Annotated in this window: 5 protein-coding genes; 1 reads left to right on the plus strand and 4 read right to left on the minus strand. The window is 69.9% G+C overall.

All coding sequences use genetic code 11. From position 1 onward, the window contains the following. Window positions 1-20 precede the first annotated feature (20 nt). The 3 genes from AB0M65_RS15000 to AB0M65_RS15010 form a co-directional block, all read right to left on the minus strand. A complete protein-coding gene (locus AB0M65_RS15000; RefSeq protein ID WP_364027088.1) occupies window positions 21-18,884 on the minus strand; it encodes an SDR family NAD(P)-dependent oxidoreductase in 18,864 nt (6,287 codons plus the stop codon). A gap of 1,052 nt (window positions 18,885-19,936) precedes the next feature. Beyond that, entirely contained in the window at window positions 19,937-20,602 is a 666-nt protein-coding gene (locus tag AB0M65_RS15005) for a response regulator transcription factor (RefSeq protein ID WP_364027091.1), read from the minus strand. Next, window positions 20,599-21,825 (minus strand): histidine kinase, encoded by a 1,227-nt coding sequence (locus AB0M65_RS15010; RefSeq protein ID WP_364027094.1) that lies wholly within the window; start codon window positions 21,823-21,825, stop codon window positions 20,599-20,601. The genes AB0M65_RS15005 and AB0M65_RS15010 overlap by 4 nt, the downstream gene beginning before the upstream one ends. Before the next feature lie 103 nt (window positions 21,826-21,928). On the opposite strand from AB0M65_RS15010, the gene AB0M65_RS15015 reads away from it, so the two are divergent. Further along, window positions 21,929-22,561, plus strand: a complete 633-nt coding sequence (locus tag AB0M65_RS15015; protein WP_364027097.1) for a TetR family transcriptional regulator C-terminal domain-containing protein — start codon at window positions 21,929-21,931, stop codon at window positions 22,559-22,561. A 2-nt stretch (window positions 22,562-22,563) separates the two neighbouring features. Here the strand turns inward: AB0M65_RS15015 and AB0M65_RS15020 are convergent, their stop codons facing one another. Then, entirely contained in the window at window positions 22,564-23,499 is a 936-nt protein-coding gene (locus tag AB0M65_RS15020) for an ACP S-malonyltransferase (protein WP_364027100.1), read from the minus strand. Window positions 23,500-23,608: the final 109 nt, after the last annotated feature.

The following is a 23,608-nucleotide window of genomic DNA, read 5'->3' on the forward strand; positions in this document are numbered from 1 at the left end:
CAGAAGTCCCCAGGTGGTGGTCAGTGGCCGGAGTTGCCGAGTGCCAGCCGGATCAGGTCGTCGGTTTCCATCGCGTCGATCTCTTCCGACGGCTCGGCCGAGGAAGGGCGCCCCTCCGGGGCCGCGAGGTCGAGCAGCAGGTCGAGCAGACCGGCGGAACGCAGCCTCGCCACCGGGATCCCGGCGAGCGCCGCCCGGATCCGGCCTTCCTCCGAGCCGTCCGCGGCGTCGTCATCCACGACGAGCCGTGACCGGAGATGGCTGGCGAGTTCTTCGGGGCTCGGGTAGTCGAAGACGAGGCTGGTGGGCAGCCGCAGCCCGGTCGCTTCGACCAGCCGGTTGCGGAGTTCGACGGCGGTGAGCGAGTCGAAACCGAGGTCCCGGAACGCACTCCCGTGGCGGACGGCGCTGTCGTCCCGGTGGCCGAGCACCGCCACGACCTGCCTTGTCACCAGTTCCGCCACGCTCGCGCGCTGTTCGTCCGGCGAAAGCTCCGCCAGCCGGTCCGCCAAGGACCGCACGGACTTGCTTTCGGCGGCGGCCCGGCGCCGGGGTGCCCGGATCAGGCCGCGCAGGAACGAAGACCGCCCGGCGTCGTGGGTCGCCAGCGTGCCGAGGTCGAGCCCGACCGGCGCGAGCACCGCCTCGGGCCGGCCGCACGCGACGTCGAACAGGTCGAAGGCGAGGCCAGTGGGCAAGGGCCGCATTCCGGCCTGCCGCAGGCGCTCGACGTCGGCTTCGGTGAGCTCCTGGGTCATCCCGGTGCGTTGTTCCCAGAATCCCCACTGCAACGAGGTCCCCGCCAGGCCGTTGGCCCGCCGATGCTGGGCCAGCGCGTCCAGGAACGCGTTGGCCGCCGCGTAATTGGCCTGCCCGGCCTCCCCGAACAACGCCGCCGCCGAAGAGAACACCACGAACAACGACAAGTCGCCGGTCAGTTCGTGGAGGTGCAGCGCGGCATGGGCCTTGGGGCCGAGCACCCAGTCCAGCCGCTCCGGCGTCATCGCACCAAATACGCCGTCGTCGAGCGAACCGGCCGTATGCACGACACCCGAGACGGGATGCTCGGCGAGCACCCTGGCCAGCTCCGCCCGGTCGGAGACGTCGCAGGCCTCGATGGTCACCCTGGCGCCCTGACCGGCCAGTTCGGCGGCCAGTTCGGTGGCGCCGTCGGCGTCCGGGCCGCGACGGCTGAGCAGCAGCAGATCCCGGACACCGTGGTGGCCGACCAGATGCCGGGCGACCAGCCCGCCGAGTGTGCCGGTGCCTCCGGTGATCACCACGGTCCCGTCGGCGGGGATACGCAGTGGCTCGGTCTCCGCCGACTTCGGCACGGACGCCAGCCGCCGGGCCAGCACGACACCGTCGCGTACGGCCAGTTCGGGCTCGCCGGTCGCGGCGGCCTTACGCACCAGCGTGTCCGGGACGGCGGCATCGTCGACGTCGACGAGGATCAGCCGGTCCGGGTTCTCCGCCTGGGCCGAGCGGATCATCCCGTGCACCGCCGCACCGGACAGGTCGCCGACGTCCTCCGACGGCGACGCCGCCACCGCGGAAGTGGTGACCAGAACCAGCCGCTCTTCGCTGTCGCCGGTCAGCCACGACTGCGTGATTTCGAGCGCCTGGTGGGTGGCCTCGGCCATCGTGCGTCCCGGCTCCAGCCGGACGATCCGGGCATCGTCGTCGGACGCGGTCGCGGGTACTTCGGTCCACACGACGCGGAACAGCGAGTCGTGCACCCCGCTCACGGCGGTCGCGAGTGCACCGATGCGGACGCCCGCCGCGGAGAGCACCGGCTCGTCGGTTTCGTCCGTGATCAAGAGCGCGAAGTCCCCGTCGGGGCGAGGCGAAAGCCTGGCACGCACTGCTGTCGCGCCGCCCGCGTGCAGCTGGACCTCTTGCCAGGCCACCGAAGTGCCGAGCACCTGGTCGAGCAGGACGGGATGCAACCCGAACGCGCTGCCGTCCAGCTCTTCCGGCAGCGCCGCTTCGATGACGTCGGCGTCACCGTCCACCACTGCCGCGAGGTTCCCGTCACCCAGATGTCCGGCGGCGTGGGAAATCCACGGCTGCCCCGCGACCCGCGAATGTACGCGCACCGGACGACCGTCCTCTTCGGACGCTCCGACGGTGACACGCAGATCGACGGCGGCATCCGCGGGAATAACCAGCGGTGCTTCGATCGTGAGGTCGCGCACCACGTCACAACCGACGTGATCACCGGCCGCGATCGCGAGTTCCAGGAATACGGTGGTCCCCGTCAGCCAGGGATGGGTCGACGCCGAAACCCGGCCGGTCAGCACGACACCGCCGGTGTCCGGCAGTTCCACCGCGGCACCCACCAGCGGATGCGGGCTCACCGCTTGCCCCAGCGCGGCGGGCTCCCCCGCTCCGCCCTGGCGTGCCAGCCAGAAACGCTCATGCTGGAAGGCGTAGGTCGGCAGCTCGATCTCGCGCCCGCCACGGCCCGCGAACACCCCGGCCCAGTCCAGCTCCGCACCGCGAACGTGGGCCTCGCCCAGCGCCTGGGTGAACGTCGCCACCTCGGACCGGCCGGACCTCAGCGCGGGCAAGAACACCGCGTCGTCCGTGCAAGCCTGACCCATCCCCGACAACACGCCACCAGGACCGAGCTCGATCACCGTCGTGACCCCGTCGGCCACCATCGCCGCCACCCCGTCCGCGAACCGAACCGCCTGGCGCACATGAGAAACCCAATACTCCGGATCGCGAACGTCACCGGTCGATACCACCGGGATCTTCGGAGCGTGGAACTCCAGGCTCTTCGCCACAGCATGGAACTCGGCCAGCATCGGCTCCATCAAGTGCGAATGGAACGCATGACTCACCTGAAGCCGCTTGACCCGACGACCCTCGAAAGCCTTCTCCACCAACGCAACCGCGGCCTCGTCACCGGAGACCACCACCGACGTCGGACCGTTCACCGCGGCAATGTCCACACCGGACACCAACACGTCGGCGACCTCGGCTTCCGTGCCTTCAACGGCCAGCATCGCCCCACCCGTGGGCAAGGCCTGCATCAGACGACCACGTGCGGCCACCAAGGTCGCGGCGTCCGCCAGCGACAGCACCCCGGCGACATGCGCCGCCGCCAGCTCACCAATCGAATGCCCCGCGACGAAGTCCGGCTTCACACCCCAAGACTCGGCCAGCCGGAACAACGCCGTCTCCACCGCGAACAACCCGGCCTGCGTGAACACCGTCTGATCCAGCAACTCCGGCCGCTCGAACACCACGGTCCGCACCGGCACGTCCAGATACCGGTCCAGTTCGGCGCACGCGGCGTCGAAGGCGTCCCGGAACACCGGGAAGGCTACATGGAGTTCGCGTCCCATCCCGAGCCGCTGAGCACCCTGACCAGTGAAAACGACCGCGAGCTTGCCGGTCTCGGTCCGTCGGACAGGCGTCTCGCCCGAGGCCAACGCGTCCAGCTCTCCGGTGATCACCGCCCGGTACTCGAACCGAGACCGCGCGGCCAGTGACCGGCCGAGATCGATCGGGTCGAGACCGGCCGCCGTCGCACACAGTTTCTTCGCCTGCGCCCGCAACGCCGGCTCGGTCTTGGCCGAAAGCACCCACGGCACGACGTCCGTCGTGACGACCGGTTCCGCCACCTCCGGCGTGGCTTCCGGCGCCTGCTCCAGGATCACGTGCGCGTTCGTGCCGCTGAGCCCGAACGACGACACCCCGGCCCGCCACGGCCGGTCCACCTCTGGCCAAGCCGACGGCTCCGTCACCAGCGAAACAGCACCGGCGGACCAATCGACATGGCTCGACGGCTCATCGACGTGCAGCGTCTTCGGCACCAGCCCGTGCCGCATCGCGAGGACCATCTTGATGACCCCGGCGACACCGGCGGCGGCCTGCGTATGCCCGATATTCGACTTCACCGAACCCAGCAGCAACGGCCGCTCGGCCGGACGATCCTGGCCGTAGGTCGCGATCAAGGCCTGCGCCTCGATCGGGTCACCGAGACGGGTTCCCGTCCCGTGGGCTTCGACGGCGTCGACCTCGCCGGGCACGACACCGGCGTCGGCCAGCGCCTGCTTGATGACCCGCTGCTGCGACGGACCGTTCGGCGCCGTCAACCCGTTCGACGCGCCATCGGAGTTCACCGCCGAACCCCGCACCACGGCCAGCACCCGGTGACCGTTCACCCGCGCGTCCGACAACCGCTCCAGCAACAGCAGGCCGACGCCCTCGCCCCAGCCGGTGCCGTCCGCCGCTTCGGCGAACGGCTTGATCCGGCCGTCGGGAGCCAGGCCACGCTGGCGCGAGAAGTCCACAAAGGTGTCCGGACTCGCCATCACCGTCACCCCACCGGCCAGCGCGAGCGTGCATTCACCACGCCGCAAGGACTGCACGGCCCAGTGCAACCCCACCAGGGAAGACGAGCAAGCGGTGTCGATCGAAACCGACGGCCCCTCGAAACCGAGCACATAGGACACTCGGCCGGATGCCACACTGCCGGAGTTCCCGGTCGCCAGATAGCCCTCGAGGTCGTCGGGTGCCGAACCACCGGCGGGGTGGTAGTCGGAGCTCATCACCCCGGCGAACACCCCGGTCCGGCTGCCCCGTAACGAAACCGGATCGATCCCCGCACTTTCCAGCACTTCCCACGACGCCTCCAGCAGCAACCGCTGCTGCGGATCCATCGCCACCGCCTCACGCGGTGAGATCCCGAAGAAGCCGGGATCGAAAGCACCGGCGTCACGCAGGAAACCGCCGACGTCGACATAGCTCGTCCCCGTTCTGGAGGACTCGCGATCGACGAGTTCGGCCAGGTTCCAGCCACGATCGGCGGGAAACGGGACGAGCCCGTCGCGTCCTTCGGTCAGCAGTCGCCACAGGTCTTCCGGCGACTCCACCCCGGCCGCGTACCGGCAGCTCATCCCGACGATCGCGATCGGATCGTCGGCGGCGCCCGCCACGACGGGACCGTCGACCGGCGCGGCGTCCCCGGTGATCTCGGCGACCAGATGTGCCGCCAGCGCCGCCGGTGTCGGGTAGTCGAAGACCAGCGTCGACGGCAAGGTCAGCTCGGTGGCGCCAGCCAGCCGGTTGCGGAACTCGACGGCGGTCAAGGAGTCGAAGCCCAGTTCCTGGAACGCCTGGTCCGCGACGACGGCGTCGGCCGTGGCGTGGCCGAGCACGATCGCGGCCTGCTGCCGCACCACGTCGAGCACGGCTGTGATCCGGTCCACATCGGACAGTTCACGCAGGCTTCGCGCGAGCGAGGAACCCTCGTGCTGAGTGACGCCGCTCGCCGCCCGTGGCCGGACCGTCGCCCGCACCAAGCCACGCAACAAGGCCGGTACCGGCGCCCGCAACGCCGTCAGATCCAGCGAGAGGGGCACGAGGACGGCGCGATCCGACGCGGCGGCCAGCGAGAAGAGCTCAAGACCTTCCTCGGTCGAGAGTGGTTTGGTGCCACCCCGTTCGATCCGCCGCAGGTCTTGTTCGGACAGATGGGTGGTCAGGCCGCTGCGCTCGTCCCAGAAACCCCAGGCCATCGACGTCGCCGCCAGCCCTCGCGCACGCCGGTGCTGGGCAAGGGCGTCGAGGAAGACGTTCGCCGCCGCGTAGTTGCCCTGTCCGGCCTCACCGAACACCCCCGCCGCCGACGAGAACAGGATGAACGCGGTCAGGTCGCCGGTGAGCTCGTGCAGGTTCAGCGCCGCGTCCACCTTGGGCCGTAACACGTCGGCGAGTCGTCGCGGCGTCAGGGAAGTGACGGTTCCGTCGTCGAGCACCCCGGCGGTGTGGATCACCGCCGTCACCGGATGTTCGGCGGGGACGAGTGCGAGGGCCGAGGCCAGCGCGTCCCGGTCCGCCGCGTCGCAAGCGGCGAAGGTGACGTCCGCGCCGAGCGCGACCAGATCCACTTCGAGTCCGGCCGCCGAGGCCGCGTCCCGCCCACTCCGGCTGACCAGCAGCAACCGCCGGACACCGTGCTCGGCGACGGCGTGCCGGGCCATCAGCCCACCCAGCCGTCCGGTCGCACCCGTGATCAGGACGGTCCCGTGCGCCGGCAGCACCGGCCGCGGCCCGGCGGCGGGCCGGGGAGCCCTGGCCAGACGCGGCACCGAGGCCACCCCGCCACGAAGGGCGAGCCGGGGTTCACCCGAGGCGACGATCGCCGCCAGCGTCGACGCCGAAACGTCGGCTGTGTCGGTGTCGACGAGCACGAACCGGCCCGGATGCTCGTTCTGCGCGGAATGCACGAGGCCCCACACCGGTGCGTTCGCCAGATCGGTGACGTCCTCGCCGGGACGGGTCGCCACCGCGCCTCGGGTGATCAGCACGAGCGGCGTCTCGTCGGCGCCCGCCAGCCGTTCCTGGACCAGGAGCAGCGCTTGCCGGGCGGCTTCACCCGGCGAGTCCGCCGGTGCGAGCCGGATGGTTTCGTACGGCGCGGAAACCTTGCCGTCCAACGTGACCGGGGTCCAGTCGAGCTGGAACAGCGACCGGTGCGCGCGGACGGCGGGGTTCGGGTACTCGCCGACGGTGACGGCGTCGGCGGTCAGCACCGGGGACCCGGCCGGATCCGCGATCACCAGCGAGAACCGGCCGTCTCCCAGTGTGGTCAAGGCCAGCCTGACCGCGGTCGCCCCGGTCCGGTGCAGCCGGATCCCGCGCCAGCCGACGGGGATCCCGACAAGGTCCGCCACCGCGTCGAGCAGCTCGGGGTGCAGGCCGAACGCGGCGTGCTCCTCGTCGCCGGACAAGGCCAGTTCGGCGAACACGTCGTCGCCGCGGCGCCAGACACCCGTGCCACCCGGCACGGCACCGGACGGCGGCCATGCGACCTGCCCGTCAGGTACCGGTCCGGCTTCCGTGCCGAGCAGACCGGTCGCGTGCCGGATCCAGGACTCGTCGGCGTCCTGCGAGTAGACGGCGATCCGGTGGTCCGGCTCGATCACCACGCGTACCGCGATCGCGTTGCCCACCATCGGCGATTCGACGTCGAGTTCGGCAACCCGAGCGCGTCCGGCGTGGTCGGCCGCCGTGACCGCGAGGTCGACGAGCAGTCCCGGTCCGTCCGACGGCGGTCGCGCGAGCGATCCGGTCGCCACCACGGTCTCGGTACCGGGAACCGTCATCACCGCCGCGAGGACCGGGTGGTCGATCGTGGTCAGGCCGAAGTCCGTGACGTCGGCGGCGCCGGTGGGAACGGGAAGCCAGTAGTGCTCGTGCTGGAAGGCGTAGGTGGGCAGGTCGACCTTCCGTGCGCCGGCGAAGATCCCGGCCGGGTCCAGGCTCGCGCCCCGGACGTGTGCCTGCCCCAGCGCCCGCGTGAAGGCGGCCACCTCGGGGCGCTCGGGACGCAGCACCGGCAGGAACACCGCGTCCTCCGTGCAGGACTGCCCCATCCCCGAGAGGACGGCGCCGGGGCCGAGTTCGACGACCGTGGTGACACCGTCGGCCACCATCGCGGCCACCCCGTCGGCGAAGCGAACCGGCTGCCGGACATGGGAAACCCAGTACTCGGGGTCGGTCAGCGCGTCGGTGACGATCGCGCCGGTCACGTTGGACACGACCGGGATCGACGGCTCGTGGAAGGTCAGGCTCGCCGCGACGGCCCGGAACGCGGCCAGCATCGGCTCCATCCGGTGCGAATGGAACGCGTGGCTGACCCGGAGACGGCGTACCCGGACACCCAGCGCGCTCCACAGGTCGCCGACCCTGGCCACCCGGTCCTCGTCACCGGACACCACCACCGAACGCGGGCCGTTGACGGCCGCGATGTCCACGCCCGGCAGCAGGGTCTCGATCACTTCCGCCTCGGTGGCCTCGACCGCGAGCATCGACCCGCCTTCGGGCAGCGCCTGCATCAGCCTGCCACGTGCGGCCACCAGCGCCGCCGCGTCGGCCAGCGAGAGCACCCCGGCGACGTGGGCCGCGACCAGCTCACCGATCGAATGCCCGGCGACCAGATCCGGGACGAACCCCCAGGATTCCGCGAGCCGGAACAACGCGACCTCGACCGCGAACAGCCCGGCCTGTGTGTACAGCGTCCGGTCCAGGAGGTCGGGACGTTCGAAGACCACGTCCCGCACGGGCACGTCGAGATGTCCGTCTAACTCGGCACAGGCAGCGTCGAAGGCGTCCCGGAAGACCGGGAAAACCTTGTAAAGCCGCCGTCCCATCCCCAGCCGCTGGGAGCCCTGGCCGGTGAACACCACGGCCACCTTGCCCGGCACCCGGACCCCCTCGGCGACCGCCGGATCGGGAGACCCTGTCGCCAGCGCGGCAAGACCCCGCCGCAGCTCGTCGCCGGTGCCGGTGAGTACGGCCCGGTGGTCGAACCGGGACCGGGCCGCCAGCGAGAGACCGACGTCGCGTGGGTCGAGGCCGGCGGCCGAGCCCAGTTTCGCCGCCTGCGCCCGCAAAGCCCGTTCGGACTTGGCCGAGAGGATCCACGGCACGACCTCGGCCGGGGCCGCGGTCTCGGGCACCGTCTCCGGTTCCGGGGCCTGCTCCAGGATCACATGGGCGTTCGTGCCGCTGAGCCCGAAGGAGGACACACCCGCACGCCACGGCCGGTTCACCGACGGCCACGCGTGCGGCTCCGACAGCAACTCCACCGCACCGGCAGACCATTCGACGTGACTCGACGGCTTGTCGATGTGCAGTGTCTTCGGCAGGACGCCGTGCCGCATCGCGAGCACCATCTTGATGATCCCCGCGACACCGGCGGCGGCTTGGGTGTGCCCGATGTTCGACTTCACCGACCCAATCCACAGTGGACGCTCCGGCGCCCTTTCCCGGCCGTAGGTCGCGAGCAGCGCCTGGGCTTCGATCGGGTCACCCAGTGTCGTCCCGGTGCCGTGTGCTTCCACCGCGTCGACGTCCGAGGCCGTGACCCCGGCGTCCGCCAGCGCCTGCCGGATCACCCGCTGCTGCGAAGGCCCGTTCGGTGCGGTCAGACCGTTCGACGCGCCGTCCTGATTCACCGCCGAACCCCGTACCACGGCCAAGACCCGGTGCCCCTTGGCGCGGGCGTCCGACAGCCGCTCCACCAGCAGGACGCCGACGCCTTCACCCCAGCTGGTGCCGTCGGCCGCTTCCGCGAACGGTTTGCAGCGCCCGTCAGTAGCCAGGCCACGCTGCCGGGAGAAGTCCACAAAGGTCTCCGCGCTGGCCATCACCGTCACGCCACTGGCGAGCGCGAGGTCGCATTCGCCACGCCGCAACGATTGCACGGCCCAATGCAGTGCGACAAGCGACGAGGAGCAGGCGGTGTCCACCGACACGGCGGGTCCTTCGAGACCGAGCACATAGGACACCCGGCCGGACGCCACGCTGCCGGACGTGCCGGTGCTCAGATAACCTTCCAGGTCTTCGGGAACCGAGCGCAGGTTTGGGAAGTAGTCGGTGGCCATCACGCCGGTGAAGACGCCGGTCCGGCTGCCCCGCAACGAAACCGGGTCGATCCCCGCGTTCTCCAGCACCTCCCAGGACGTCTCCAGCAGCAGGCGCTGCTGCGGATCCATCGCCAGCGCCTCACGCGGCGAGATCCCGAAGAAGCCCGCGTCGAATCCGGCCGCGGTGTGCAGGAACCCGCCCTCACGCACGTAGGTCGTCCCCCGCCGCTCCGCGTCCGGGTCGAACAGCCCCTCGACATCCCAGCCACGATCGGCCGGGAACGGCGAGATCCCGTCGCGGCCTTCGGCGAGGAGATCCCACAACTCCTCCGGGGACGCCACGCCACCGGGCAGACGGCAGCTCATGCCGACGATCGCGATCGGCTCGTCGGTCGCCGTGACCCCGGCCCGCACGAGCACCTCGGCGGGCTCCCCCACCAGTTCGGTGATGAGGAACCCGGTCAGCGCCAGCGGGCTCGGGTAGTCGAACACCAGGGTGGCTGGCAGTTTCAGGCCGGTCGCGGCGGTCAGCCGGTTACGCAGGTCGATCGCGGTCAGCGAGTCGAAACCCAGCTCCTTGAACGCGCGGCCCGGTTCGACGGCGTCCGCCGTTCCCCCGACGACCACCGCCACCTGCGCCCGGACCAGTTCGAACACCAGACCCGTGCGTTCGGCGGGGGCGGCCGCGGCCACGCGCTCGGCGAACGTCGACACCGGCGCACGCGTGCCCGCCCTCCGCCGCACCGGCCTGGTGACCAGCTCACGGAGCAGGGGCGAGGCCTCCGGCGCCGTCCGCAGGGCCGAGAAGTCCATGCGCATCGGGGCGAGTACCGGTTCCGGCCGCCCGACCGCCGAGGAGAACAGCGAGAGCGCGTCGCCGGTCTCCAGCGGCAGGCTTCCCTTGCGTGCCAAGCGTTCCAGATCCGCGTCCGTCAGACCCGCGGTGATCCCGCTGCGGTGTGCCCAGAATCCCCACTGCAGTGACGTGGCCGGCAGGCCCAGTGCTTGCCGGTGTTCGGCCAGTGCGTCGAGGTAGGCGTTCGCGGCCACGTAGCTGCCCTGTCCGGCGTCACCGAATACGCTGGCCGCCGAAGAGAACAGGACGAAGGCCGCGACGTCCGTGGCGTATTCGTGCAGGTACCAGGCCGCGTCGGCCTTCGGCGCGAGCACGTTGGTGATCCGCTCGGACGTGAGCGATTCGAGCACGCCGTCGTCGACCACGCCGGCGGTGTGCACCACACCCGTGATGCGGAAGCGGGCGAACAGGTCTCGCACCGCGGCGCGATCCGCGACGTCGGCGGCGACGATCCGGACCGTGGCACCCGCCGCGGTCAGCTCCGCCGTCAAGTCCGCGGCACCGGCCGCGTCCGGACCGGACCGGCTGACCAGGACGAGCTCCCGGACACCGTGCCCGGCGACCAGCCTGCCTGCCACCAGCGCGCCGAGCCCGCCCGTGCCACCGGTCACCAGGACGGCACCGTCGCCGAAGTCGGCGGCGCCGGCGGACGCCGTCACCCTGCTCAGCCGTCGAGCGAACACCCTTCCGTTACGCACGGCCAGTTCCGGCTCATCCAGTTCGGCGAGTCCGGCCAGCCACTCGTCGGAGACCTCGGTGCCCGGGCCGGTGTCGGCCAGGACGAACCGGCCGGGATGCTCGGCCTGCGCCACGCGCACCAGCCCGCGGAGCACCGCACCGTTCAGATCCGAGGTCACCACGACCAGCCTGCCGGTTCCGGACAGCTTGTCCTTGACCAGTTCCAGGGCCTGCGCGGCCACGGCGCTCGGCGAGCCTTCCCCGTGCTCGAAACGCAGGACCTCCGCCGTGCCAGGCGTAGGCGGTGCGATTTCACGCCACTGGGTGGTGAGCACCTCGCCACCGGACACCGTCGGCGTATGGGTCCCCACTGTCAGCGAATCCGCGGAGAAGACGACCTCACCGGACTCGTCGGTGAGCACAACGGAGAAGTCGCCGGGCCCGGTCGCGGTCAAGCCCGCGCGAACGACTGTCGCACCCGAGGTACGCAACACGATGTTCTTCCAGCGCACCGGGCTTCCCGCCAAGGCTGCGACGCCGTCCACAAGGGACGGATGGATGCCGAAGCCGTCCGGTTTCACGCCCTCGTCCAGCGCGATCTCGGTGACCGTCTCGGCATCGCGCGGTGTCTCCGTGCGCGTCGCCCGGCCAAGCAGTCCTGTCGCGTGCCGGCTCCAGGGCTCGTCGCCTGCTTGCGAGTAGACCGCGACCTTGCCACCCGATTCGGCGACCACCCGCAGGTCGACCGGCCGATCGGGGTTCGGCAACGGGGTCTCGATCGTGAGGTCTTCGACGAGGTCGAAGCCCAAGTGGTCCCCGGCCGCGATGGCCAGTTCGACGAGGACACCACCGGACGAGCCGGTCAGCCAGGGCTGTGTGGCCGACGAAAGCCTGCCGGTCAGCACGACCCCACCCGATCCCGGCAGGTCGACGACGGCGCCGACGAGCGGATGCGGGCTGGCGGCCTGTCCCAGCTCACCCGGCCTGCCGGTACCCGCCTGCCTGCCCAGCCAGAAGCGCTCACGCTGGAAGGCGTACGTCGGCAGGTCGATCCGCCGCCCCCCGCGGCCTGCGAAGACCCCGGTCCAGTCGAGTTCGACACCCCGCGTATGCGCCTGACCGAGCGCCTGCGTGAATGCCGCCGTCTCCGGGCGATCGGTGCGCAGCGCGGGAAGGAACACCACGTCGTCCGTACAAGCCTGACCCATGCCCGAAAGCACACCGCCGGGGCCGAGCTCGATCACCGTCGTCACGCCGTCGGCCACCATCGCCGCGACACCGTCGGCGAACCGGACGGCTTGGCGCACATGGGAAACCCAATACTCCGGATCGCGGACGTCACCGGTGGACACGATCGGGATCTTCGGCGCGTGAAACGTCAGTTCCCGTGCCACGGCACGGAATTCGTCCAGCATTGGTTCCATCAGGTGCGAGTGGAACGCGTGGCTCACCCGCAAACGCTTGATCCGGTGACCCTCGAAAATGCCTTCCAGCTCGGCGATCCCGGCCTCATCACCGGACACGACCACCGACGTCGGGCCGTTGACCGCGGCAATGTCCACACCGGACACCAGCGCGTCGGCAACCTCGGCCTCCGTGGCTTCGACCGCCAGCATCGCCCCACCCGTGGGCAAAGCCTGCATCAGACAACCACGTGCGGCCACCAGCTTCGCGGCCTCCGGGAGCGACAGCACTCCGGCGACGTGCGCGGCCGCCAGCTCACCAATCGAATGCCCGGCGAGAAGATCGGGCTTCAGCCCCCAGGACTCGGCCAACCGGAACAACGCGACCTCGACGGCGAACAACCCGGCCTGGGTGAACATCGTCCGGTCCAGCAGTTCCGGCCGTTCGAAGACGACCTGCCGGACCGGCTCGGGTAGATACCGGTCCAGCTCCGCACACACCGCGTCGAAGGCGGTCCGGAACACCGGGAACGCCTCGTACAGCTCACTTCCCATACCGAGTCGCTGCGCGCCCTGTCCGGTGAACACCACGGCCAGTTTGCCCGCGACCGCGGTCCCTTGTGCCAGCGCGGGATGGGCCTCCCCTACCGCCAAAGCCGCCAGCGCTTCCGGCATGTCGCCGGTGATCACGGCACGGTGCTCGAACCGGGACCGCGACAAAGCCAGCGACAGACCGGTATCCACCGGATCCGCGGCCGACGTCAGCCGCGTCGCCTGTGCTCGCAGCCCCGCCTCGGACTTCGCCGACAGCACCCAAGGAACGACGTCCGTCGAGACGACCGCAGTGTCCGAAGTGGACACTTCCGGCTCGGCCTGCTCGATGATCACATGCGCGTTCGTCCCGCTGATCCCGAACGACGACACCCCCGCCCGGCGCGGCCGATCCACGCTCGGCCAGCCCCGTTTCTCGGTCAGCAACTCGACCGCACCGGCCGACCAGTCGACCTGACTCGACGGCTTGTCGACGTGCAACGTCTTCGGCAGGACGCCATGCCGCATCGCGAGCACCATCTTGATGATGCCCGCGACACCGGCGGCGGCCTGCGTATGCCCGATATTCGACTTCACCGAACCCAGCAGCAGCGGGCTCCCGGTCCGGTCCCGGCCGTAGGTGGCCAGCAACGCCTGCGCCTCGATCGGATCACCCAGCCGCGTACCGGTTCCGTGCGCTTCGACCACGTCGACGTCCGCGGCAGCGACACCGGCGTCCGCCAGCGCCTGCCGGATCACCCGCTGCTGAGAAGGCCCGTTCGGTGCTGTCAGACCGTTCGACGCGCCGTCCTGATTCACCGCCGAACCCCGCACCACGGCCAGGATCCGGTGCCCGTTGGCCTCGGCGTCCGACAGCCGCTCCAGCAGGAGCAGGCCGGCACCCTCACCCCAGATGGTGCCGTCGGCCGCGTCGGCGAACGGCTTGCAGCGCCCGTCAGGGGCCAGGCCGCGTTGCCGGGAAAAGTCCACAAAGGTATCCGGGCTTGCCATCACCGTCACACCACCGGCCAGGGCGAGGCCACATTCACCACGCCGCAACGACTGCGCCGCCAGATGCAACGCGACGAGCGACGACGAACAAGCCGTGTCCACCGAAACCGCGGGCCCCTCGAAGCCCAGCGCGTAGGCGACCCTGCCGGACGCGACACTGCCGGACATGCCGGTGCTCAGATAGCCTTCCAGCTCCTCGGGTACCGACTGCAGGCTCGGGAAGTAGTCCGAGCTCATCACCCCTGCGAACACCCCGGTCCGGCTGCCCCGCAACGAATCCGGGTCGATCGCCGCGCTCTCCAGCGCCTCCCACGACGTCTCCAGCAGCAGGCGCTGCTGCGGATCCATCGCCAGCGCCTCGCGGCGGGAGATACCGAAGAAGTCCGTGTCGAAGTCGGCGACGTCGTGCAGGAAGCCGCCCTCGCGGACATACGTGCTGCCGTACCGCTCGGGGTCCGGGTCGAACAGGCCGTCCAGATCCCAGCCGCGATCGGCCGGGAACGGTGAGATCCCGTCGGCTCCGGCCGTGAGCAGACGCCACAGGTCTTCGGGTGACGCCACGTTCCCGGGGAACCGGCAACTCATCCCGACGATGGCCACGGGCTCGTCACCGGTGACGGTCACGGTGGGCACGTCGGCGACATCCTGGCTGGTGCCGTTCAGCTCCGTGATCAGGAATTCCGCCAGCAGGCGCGGCGTCGGATAGTCGAACACCAGCGTCGTCGGCAGATTGAGCCCGGTCGCGGTGTTCAGCCGGTTACGCAGGTCGACCGCGGTGAGCGAGTCGAATCCCAAGTCCTTGAACGCCTTTTCGGCCGCCACCGCGTCGGCGGAGGCGTGGCCCAGCGACACCGCGGCCTGCGCGCGCACCACCGCCAGCACGTCGTCGTAAGTCCTGATCGGACTCTCCGCGACGGTTTTCTCTTTCTTGGTGGCGAATCCGGCCAGGAACGGGCCCGCGTGCCCGGCCATCGCCGCCTCGTCGAGGTTCATCGCCGCCACCACGGGCAGACCACTCGACACCGCGGCACCGAACAACCGCAACCCGGTTTCGGTGGACAACGGCGACATTCCCGAACGGCGGATGCGTGCGAGGTCGGCGTCGGTCAGGTGCCCGGTGATCCCGGTGGCCTGGTCCCACAGGCCCCATTGGATCGAGGTCGCCGCTTTCCCTTCGGCCCGACGACGCATCGCCAACGCGTCCAGATAACTGTTCGCCGCCGCGTAACTCGCCTGCCCGGCGTCACCGAACAGACCCGCCGACGACGAGAACAACACGAACGCCGACACCTCCCCGGCGTACTCGTGCAGCAACTGGGCCGCGGACGCCTTCGGCCGCATCACCGCCTCGACCCGCTCCGGCGTCAACGCACCGACGACACCGTCGTCCACGATCCCGGCGGTGTGCACCACGCCGGTGATCCGGAACCGGCCGAACAGCTCGCGAACGACGTCGCGATCCGCGACGTCACCGGCCACGACGTCGACCTGGGCGCCCAGTCCGGACAGCTCCGCGACCAGTTCTTCGGCGCCCGGCGCCGCCGGACCCCGACGGCTCACCAAAACCAGCTCACGCACGCCGAACGCGACCACCAGACGCCGGGCGATCAACGCGCCAAGCCCACCGGTACCGCCGGTGATCAGCACCGCGCCGTCACCGAAGTCGGCGACACCACCGGCAGGCGAGACAGACTTCAGTCGGCGCGCCAGTACCCGCCCACCGCGAACAGCCAGTTCCGGCTCGCCCAGCCCGCCGAAGCGGACCGCTTCCGCGTCGGAAAGGTCGACGTCCGACTCCACCAGCACGAACCGGTCCGGATGTTCCGCCTGCGCCGACCGCACCAGACCGCGGACCGCGGCGCCGTCCAGCTCGCCGGTCACCAGCACGACCCGCTCGGAACCCGCCAGAGTCCGCTGCACCAGCTCCAAACCCTCGACCACGGAACGACCCAGCCGGACGACACGGGCGTCCGGCGCGTTCGCGGCGCCGGAAGCGGCCTCGACCCACTCCACGTCGTACAGCCCACCCGACGGCGCCGGGCCCGCCGACAACCAGAACCGCTCGCGCTGGAACGCGTACGTCGGCAGCTCGATCCGGCGACCGCCGCGGCCGGCGAACACGCCGTCCCAGTCGAGTTCCGCGCCGCGTACGTGGGCGTCGCCGAGCGCCTGGGTGAAGCTCAGCACCTCGGACCGGTCCGCACGCAGCGCGGGCAGGAAGACGGCCTCGTCGGTGCACGACCGTCCCATCCCCGACAGCACCCCGCCGGGACCGAACTCGATCACCGTGGTGACGCCGTCGGACACCATCGCGGCGACACCGTCACCGAACCGGACGGCCTGGCGGACGTGCGAGACCCAGTACTCCGGGTCGAGCAGCTCCGCACCGGCGATCGCACCGGTCACATTGGACACCACCGGGACGGCGGGTTCGGCGAACGTCATCACCCGGCTGTGCCAGCGGAACTCTTCGAGCATCGGTTCCACGAGGTGGGAGTGGAACGCGTGGCTGACGCGCAGCCGCCGGGTCCGGCGGCCTCGTCCGGTCCAGCTCCGCTCCAGCTCGGCGACCGCACGCTCGTCGCCGGACAGCACGACCGACCGCGGGCCGTTGACGGCCGCGATGTCCACATCGGACACCAGCGACTCGGCGACCTCGGCTTCGGTGGCTTCGACCGCCAGCATCGCCCCGCCCTCGGGCAGCGCCTGCATGAGCCGTCCACGGGCGGCCACGAGTACGGCCGCGTCTTCGAGGGACAGCACACCGGACACGTGGGCGGCGACGAGTTCGCCGATCGAATGCCCCGCGAGCAGATCCGGCTTCAGGCCCCACGACTCGGCCAGCCGGTACATCGCCACCTCGACCGCGAACAACCCGGCCTGGGTGTACATCGTCCGGTCGAGCAGCTCCGGCCGGTCGAACACCACCTCACGGACCGGCTCGTCGAGATGCAGGTCCAAATGCGCGCACGCCAGGTCGAAAGCGGCGCGGAACACCGGGAAGGCGTCGTAGAGCTCACGGCCCATCCCCGCCCGCTGGGCGCCCTGGCCGGTGAACACCACGGCGAGTTTCCCGCCGTCGGCGATTCCCGTGGTGACACCGGGATCCGGCTCGCCCGAGGCCACCGCCGCCAGGCCGCGATCCAGTTCCCCGGCAGGCCCGGTGATCACCGCGCGATGCTCGAACCGCGAGCGCGAGGCGGCCAGCGAGAGCCCGACGTCCACCGGATCGAGTCCGGCCACCGCGTCGCGCATCTTCCGGGCCTGTGCCCGCAAAGCCTGTTCCGATCGACCGGACAGCACCCACGGCAGGACGTCGGCGGCGGGCCTCTCGTCCACAAAGGACTCGGGTTCGGGTTCCGGCGCCTGTTCGAGGATCAGGTGCGCGTTGGTCCCGCTCATACCGAAGGCCGAGATCCCCGCCCGGCGCGGGCGGTCCACTTCCGGCCACGGCCGTCCGTCGGTGACCAGTGACACCGTGCCCGCCGACCAGTCCACGCCCGGCGTCGGCTCGTCGACGTGCAGGGTCTTCGGCACCGTGCCGTGCCGCATCGCCAGTACCATCTTGATGATCCCCGCGACACCGGCGGCGGCCTGCGTATGCCCGAGATTCGACTTCACCGAGCCGAGGAGCAACGGCCGCTCCGCCGGACGGGCCCGGCCATAGGTGGCGATCAGCGCTTCGGCTTCGATCGGGTCACCGAGCCGCGTTCCCGTGCCGTGTGCCTCCACGGCGTCCACTTCGGACGCGGGCACACCGGCGTTCGCCAGCGCCTGGCGGATCACCCGTTGCTGCGACGGACCGTTCGGCGCTGTCAAGCCATTCGAGGCGCCGTCGGAGTTCACGGCCGAACCGCGGATCACCGCGAGCACGCGGTGGCCGTTGCGCCGGGCGTCGGAAAGCCGCTCCAGGATCAGGACCCCGGCGCCTTCGGACCAGCCGGTGCCGTCGGCCGCCGCCGCGAACGCCTTGCAGCGCCCGTCCGCCGCCAGCCCACGCTGACGGGAGAAGGCCAGCAGCCCACCGGGGCTCGACATGACGGCCGCGCCGCCGGCCAGCGCCAGCGTGCATTCACCGCCGCGCAACGCGGAAACGGCGAGATGAGCCGCGACCAGGGAACTGGAGCACGCGGTGTCGACGGTGACCGTCGGCCCCTCGAAACCGAAACTGAAGGCGATCCGTCCGGACGCGACACTGGCCGCCGTCCCGGTCAGCAGGTAGCCCTCCATGCCTTCTTCGGCGTCGGCGAGCCGCGGCCCATATTCCTGGTTCTCGACGCCGACGTAGACCCCGGTCCGGCTGCCGCGCAACGTCTTCGGGTCGACGCCGACGTTCTCCATCGCCTCCCACGAGGTCTCCAGCAGCAGCCGCTGCTGGGGATCCATGGTGAGCGCCTCCCTCGGGGAGATCCCGAAGAACTCGGCGTCGAACTCGTCGGCGTCGTGGACGAACCCGCCGACGCGGGTCGTGCTGGTGCCAGGATGGTCGGGGTCCGGGTGGTACAACGATCCGGTGTCCCACCCGCGATTGCCGGGGAACCCGGAGATCACGTCGCCACCTTCGGCCAGCACCCGCCAGAGCTCGGCGGGGGTGCCGACACCACCGGGGAACCGGCAGGCCATCCCGACGATGGCGATCGGCTCGGAGTCGTGCCTGGCGACCTGCTCGTCCTCTTCGGACGCTGTCTCGCCGAACAACGCACTGTGCAACGACCGGGCGAGGGCGTCAGGCGTGGGATGGTCGAAGACGACGGCGACCGGAAGGGCCAGCCCGGTCCGCTCGGTCAGCCGACGGTGAAAGTCCACCGCGGCCAACGAGTCGAACCCCAGCTCGACGAACGACCGCCCGCCACCGATCGGCCCCGGCACGGCCCGGTCGAACGAGGCCAGCGCGTCCGTCGCCGTCTCCCGGACCAGGTCGAGCAGCCGCCGCAACCGCCGCGGCTCGGACAATTCGGCCAGCTGCCGCCCCAACGGATTCGTCCGCTCGCCCGCATCGCCCTGCTCGCCTGTCATCAATCGCCCCATTTTCCGACGGCCGACGCGGAAGAAACCGCGCGAAGTCCCCGACAGCAGCCGCGCTCCGGTATGCGGTGGGCACGACGGAAGAGCGATTGCGCCGAAACCGAGGCTATGACCGCCCAGGACAGACGCACATCCCCTAGTCCCCCCTAACGCCGCTCCGCACTCGCTCCACTCGCTCCACGGGCTACGTCTGGCGTGATCGCAACTAGAGGACTACTTGCGGGGCGTGGGGCGGGGCTGCGGATCCGGGGTCGTGAGTGGCAAAGAGGGGTTATTGAGGGGAAAGTCAAACATGGCGGGTCGGGTTCGGCGGCGACAGCGGACTCGTCAGGGAGACCTGACGCTCCATGACTATCTACAAAGGACACCCTTCAACCTACGAGAGTCCGGTTTGGGCCCTTTGAGTGGATTTGGGAGAAGGTCGTGAGTGATTTGGAGGGTTAGAACCCTCCAAATCACTCACGAGCCCACCACGAACCGCACATATAGGCTCAAATCGGGCACTTGGCCACCAGGAGTGTCCTTTGTGGATAGCCAAGGCGCGGCCGGGCTCCGTCAGCCAGTCCGAACCGCACCGCGAAGGCCTCCCTGCCATGAAGCAGGCGAAGCAGTCCTCACGACAGAGACCCAGTCACCCCACTTTGACCTACCCCTCAAGAGAACCCGCATTGCCACTCACGACCCCCTCGCCTGAGCGGCCGCCGGTGTGCGAAGGGCACTTTCGCAACTCCTGGGCGACATGGTGCCTGGGTTGGCGCGGCACCCACTCGCGTGCTCAAACCCAGATCTCGCGTGCTCAAAGCCGGAACTCGCGTACTCAGACCCCGAACTCAGATGTGCGGGGTTCAAGCACGCGAGTTACGGCTTCAAGCACGCGAATCACGGCTCTGAGCACGCGAGTGCGGTGCCGCGCCACCCCAGGCACCCACCCCGCCCGAAGGCGCCACGTTTGCCTTACCCTCGATAGAACACGACTTGCCACTCACGACCCCCTTGCCCGAGCGGCCGCCAGACCCCACTCACGGCGACCCCGCTCACGGGACCTAGGCGGTACCGGGTGAGTCGGCGACGAGCCCGATCTCCTGGGCGAGAATGGCGGCCTGGACCCGGGAATGCAGGCCCAGTTTCGCGAGCAGCCGGGAGACGTAGGTCTTGACCGTGGTCTCGCCGATGTACAGCCTGCGGGCGATGTCGTGGTTGGACAGACCGGCGCCGAGCTGGACGAGCACGTCGCGTTCCCGGTCGGTGAGCTGGTCGATGCCGGGGTGGTGCGCGACCTGTTTCGGTTGCGGCGTGGTGAACTTCGTCAGCAGACGGCGGGTCAGCATCGGCTCGATCACGCCGCCGCCGGAGGCGACCATCCGCACCGCGTCGATCAGTTGCGTGGCGTCCGCGGATTTGAGCAGGAAGCCCACCGCGCCGGCCTGCAACGCGCCGTAGATGTATTCGTCGAGGTCGAAGGTGGTCAGGACGACCACCTCGCACAGGTTCTCGGCGACGATCTGCCGGGTCGCCTCGACCCCGTCCATCCCCGGCATCCGGACGTCCATCAGCGTGACGTCCGGCCGGAGCTTCCTGGCCTGCCGCACGGCGCTGCCGCCGTCCTCGGCCTCGCCGACGACCTCGATCCCTTCCGCGCTGTCGAGGATCAGCGCCAGTCCCGATCGCACGACCACATGGTCGTCGGCCAGCAGCACTCTCGTGGTCACGTCAACGCCCTTTCCCCCGGAAGGACGGCGTACACCCGCCACCCTTCCTCGCATCGGCCCGCGGTCAGCGATCCGCCGAGCAGCCGGGCGCGTTCCCGCATGCTGTCCAAGCCGACCCCGCCCCCCGCCGCCGCCCGGCTTCCCCTCGGCTTCATGACTTCGTTGATCAAATCGATGGTCACGCGCCCGCCGCTGTCACTGACCGTCAGCCAGGCCTTCGCCCCGGGGGCGTGTTTGACGGCGTTGGTGAGGGCTTCCTGCACGATCCGGTAGGCACTCAGGTCGACCGCGGTCGGCAGCACACCCGGATCGGATTTCAGCTCCACAGTGGACTCGACTCGCAGGCCACCCGCTCGTGCCGACTGGAGCAGCCCGTCGATCTCGCCGAGCCTCGCGGGCGACGTCGCCGGGTCGGGTTCGTCCTCGCGCAAGACGTCGATCATCGAACGCATCTCCGCCAGTGAGAGCACACTGTTCTCGCGGATCAGCCGCACGATCTTGCGCACCATCTCCGGGTCGCGGTCCACCGAGGTCAGCAGTGCCTCGGCCTGGATGGCGATGCCGGTCAGGTGACCGGCGACGGCGTCGTGCAGATCCCGGGCCAGCCTGGTGCGTTCCCGGACGATGGCGACGTTGCGGTCCAGTTCGGCCATCCGGCTCAGCTGGAGGTTCCCCAGCCGTTCGGCGTCGGCAGACTCCCGTTGCCTGCGCACGTTGAGCGCCCAGCGCACCGGCAGGATCAGCCCGCTGGCCTGGAGAATCACCAGGACGACGTCCGACCAGTTGTCGTAGGTGACCACCGCGATCCCGGAGATCACCACGGTGACCACGCCGACCGAGCGCACGATGATCCGGCTCGTGCGGTGCGATCCGTTCACCGTCGCGCTGTGCAGATGATCGACAAAGACCAGCAAAACCGGGACGGTCCCGCCGAACACGCCGTCGATCGCGACCGGGATCAGGCAGATAATGGCCGCGGCGACCGGCCGGAACCGCAGCAACTGGGTCGCCGACGCCGCGGCGAGCACGGCCAGCCGGAGCCACAGGGGAGCCGTCAGCCCGGTCGTCCAGATCTGGTAGTTGACCGACAGGTAAAGCAGCAGCCCGATGAGGAACGAGACGATGACGTACCGGACCGTCTCCTTGTTCACTATCGGCTGGGGAACCGACCATTCCGGTTCGAGCCCGGCCGACGCGGTCACGGCCGGCGCGGGCGATCCCACGGGCGTCCTTCGGCGAACGACGTGGTCATGACGAGGCCCCTGCGGATGATGTGCCGGATCCGGATAGGGGCAAATTTAGCACGGGCATGCTATAATAGCAACCGTGCCGAAGATCGTGATCCCGCAGGACCGCCGGAAAGCCGTCAGCGAAGCCGTCATCCGGGTGGTCAGCCGAGAGGGTATCGAGGGCGCGAGCCTGCGCAACGTCGCCAAGGAGGCCGGGCTCGCCATCGGGTCGGTGCGGCATTACTTCGACAGCCACGAAGAACTGATGATCTTCACCATGCGCGAGCTTGGCCAGCGGATCGGCGAACGCATCGGCACCCATGTCGACAAGCTGGTCACGGCGGGCCCGGATGGTGACAGGCAGGCGATGGTCGAGGACCTGTTCGCCGAATTCCTCCCGCTCGACCCGACCCGCTCGGACGAGGCGGTCGCGTGGCTGGCCTTCGTCGTCGCCGCCCGCACCCGCCCGGAGTTGCGTCCCACCGCCGAGGAACAGCATCAGTACGTCCGCACCCTGATCCGGCGGATCCTGCAGGAGGCCATCGCACGCGGTGGCCTGCCCGACGAGCTGGACATCGAGGTCGAGATCCTGCGGCTGTCCGCGCTGCTGGACGGGCTGACCCTCCAGACGGTCCTGCACCCGGACTCGACCTCGCCCGAGCTGCTGGTCGGGGCGTTGCGGCGGAGCCTGCGGACACTGGCCACCCTGCCGACAGTCCAGCTGGACTGACCTCACGCCGCGGGCCGCAGGATGGTCCGCAGCGCGCTCTTCGGATCGACGGCGACGACGGAGAAGTTGCGGACGGTGCACTTCACCCGGCGGAACAGGTTCTCCGGGCCGGTGACGTACATCGTGCGCACGTCCGACTTCAGCAACGTGGCGACCATATCCGGCCACTGGATCGGCCGGTCGAAGGTGTCGAGCAGCATCCGCCGCATCCCGGCGGCCGAACGCACCACGGCACCGTCGGAATCCGAAATCACCGGCAGCCGCGGTTCGCCGATCCGGTACCGGCCGAACACCTCTCGCTCGGCCAGTTTGCGCAGTCCGGCGAACGCGCCGGCGTGCACCGGCGGGCGCATCACGGACATCGAGTAGCCACCCATCCCGCTCACCGCGGCCTTCACCTCGTCGAGCAGGTTTTCCCGCACCGACACCATGAACATGCCCTCGTCGAGATGCCCGGAGATGTCGTACCACCGGCCGCGTGCGGTCAGCCCGTCCAGGTACTCCTGGAACTTCCCCTCGTCGACGCGCACGACGGTCAGGGTCACGACGTCGGTGTGCTCGGCCGCGAAGTAGTCGCGTTCACAGGCCGCCAATTCGGCGGTCAGCCGGATCACTTCCGGATAATCCAGCGCACCGCTGAACACGGCGGCGGCTTTCTGCCCGAAACTGGGCCCGGCGCAGAAATCGGGCACCATGCCCATTTCTTCGGTGGCCCTGTCGGCCAGTGCGAGTGAATTGACGAGAAAGGCGACTTGCGCACTCTCGGAATAGGGATCGTCACCGGCGGCGTAAAGGGCGTCCAGCAACCGGTAGCCGAGCACCTCGTCCGCGATGGCCAGCCTGCGCCGCGCGAACGGGTCGAGCACCATGAATTTGCCGACGTCGGCGAATCCCGATTGGCTCATTCCGGGAAAAACGACAGCCGTCTTCTCTTCCATCGCATCACCCAAACACTTCGGCGGACAGCGAATCGCAGGCTAACCCGCGCGTTCGGCCGTTCACCACCCCACTACCCCCCTAACCCACTTTATCGGGGGAAACCACGCA

The organism is Amycolatopsis sp. NPDC051071 (assembly GCF_040682875.1).
Taxonomy (GTDB): domain Bacteria; phylum Actinomycetota; class Actinomycetes; order Mycobacteriales; family Pseudonocardiaceae; genus Amycolatopsis.

What these genes read in the sequence shown, in the direction of transcription:
- AB0M65_RS15020 (WP_364027100.1), bottom strand. Translation starts at nt 23,499, where the DNA reads ATGGAAGAGAAGACGGCTGTCGTTTTTCCCGGAATGAGCCAATCGGGA.
- AB0M65_RS15000 (WP_364027088.1), bottom strand. Translation starts at nt 18,884, where the DNA reads ATGACAGGCGAGCAGGGCGATGCGGGCGAGCGGACGAATCCGTTGGGG.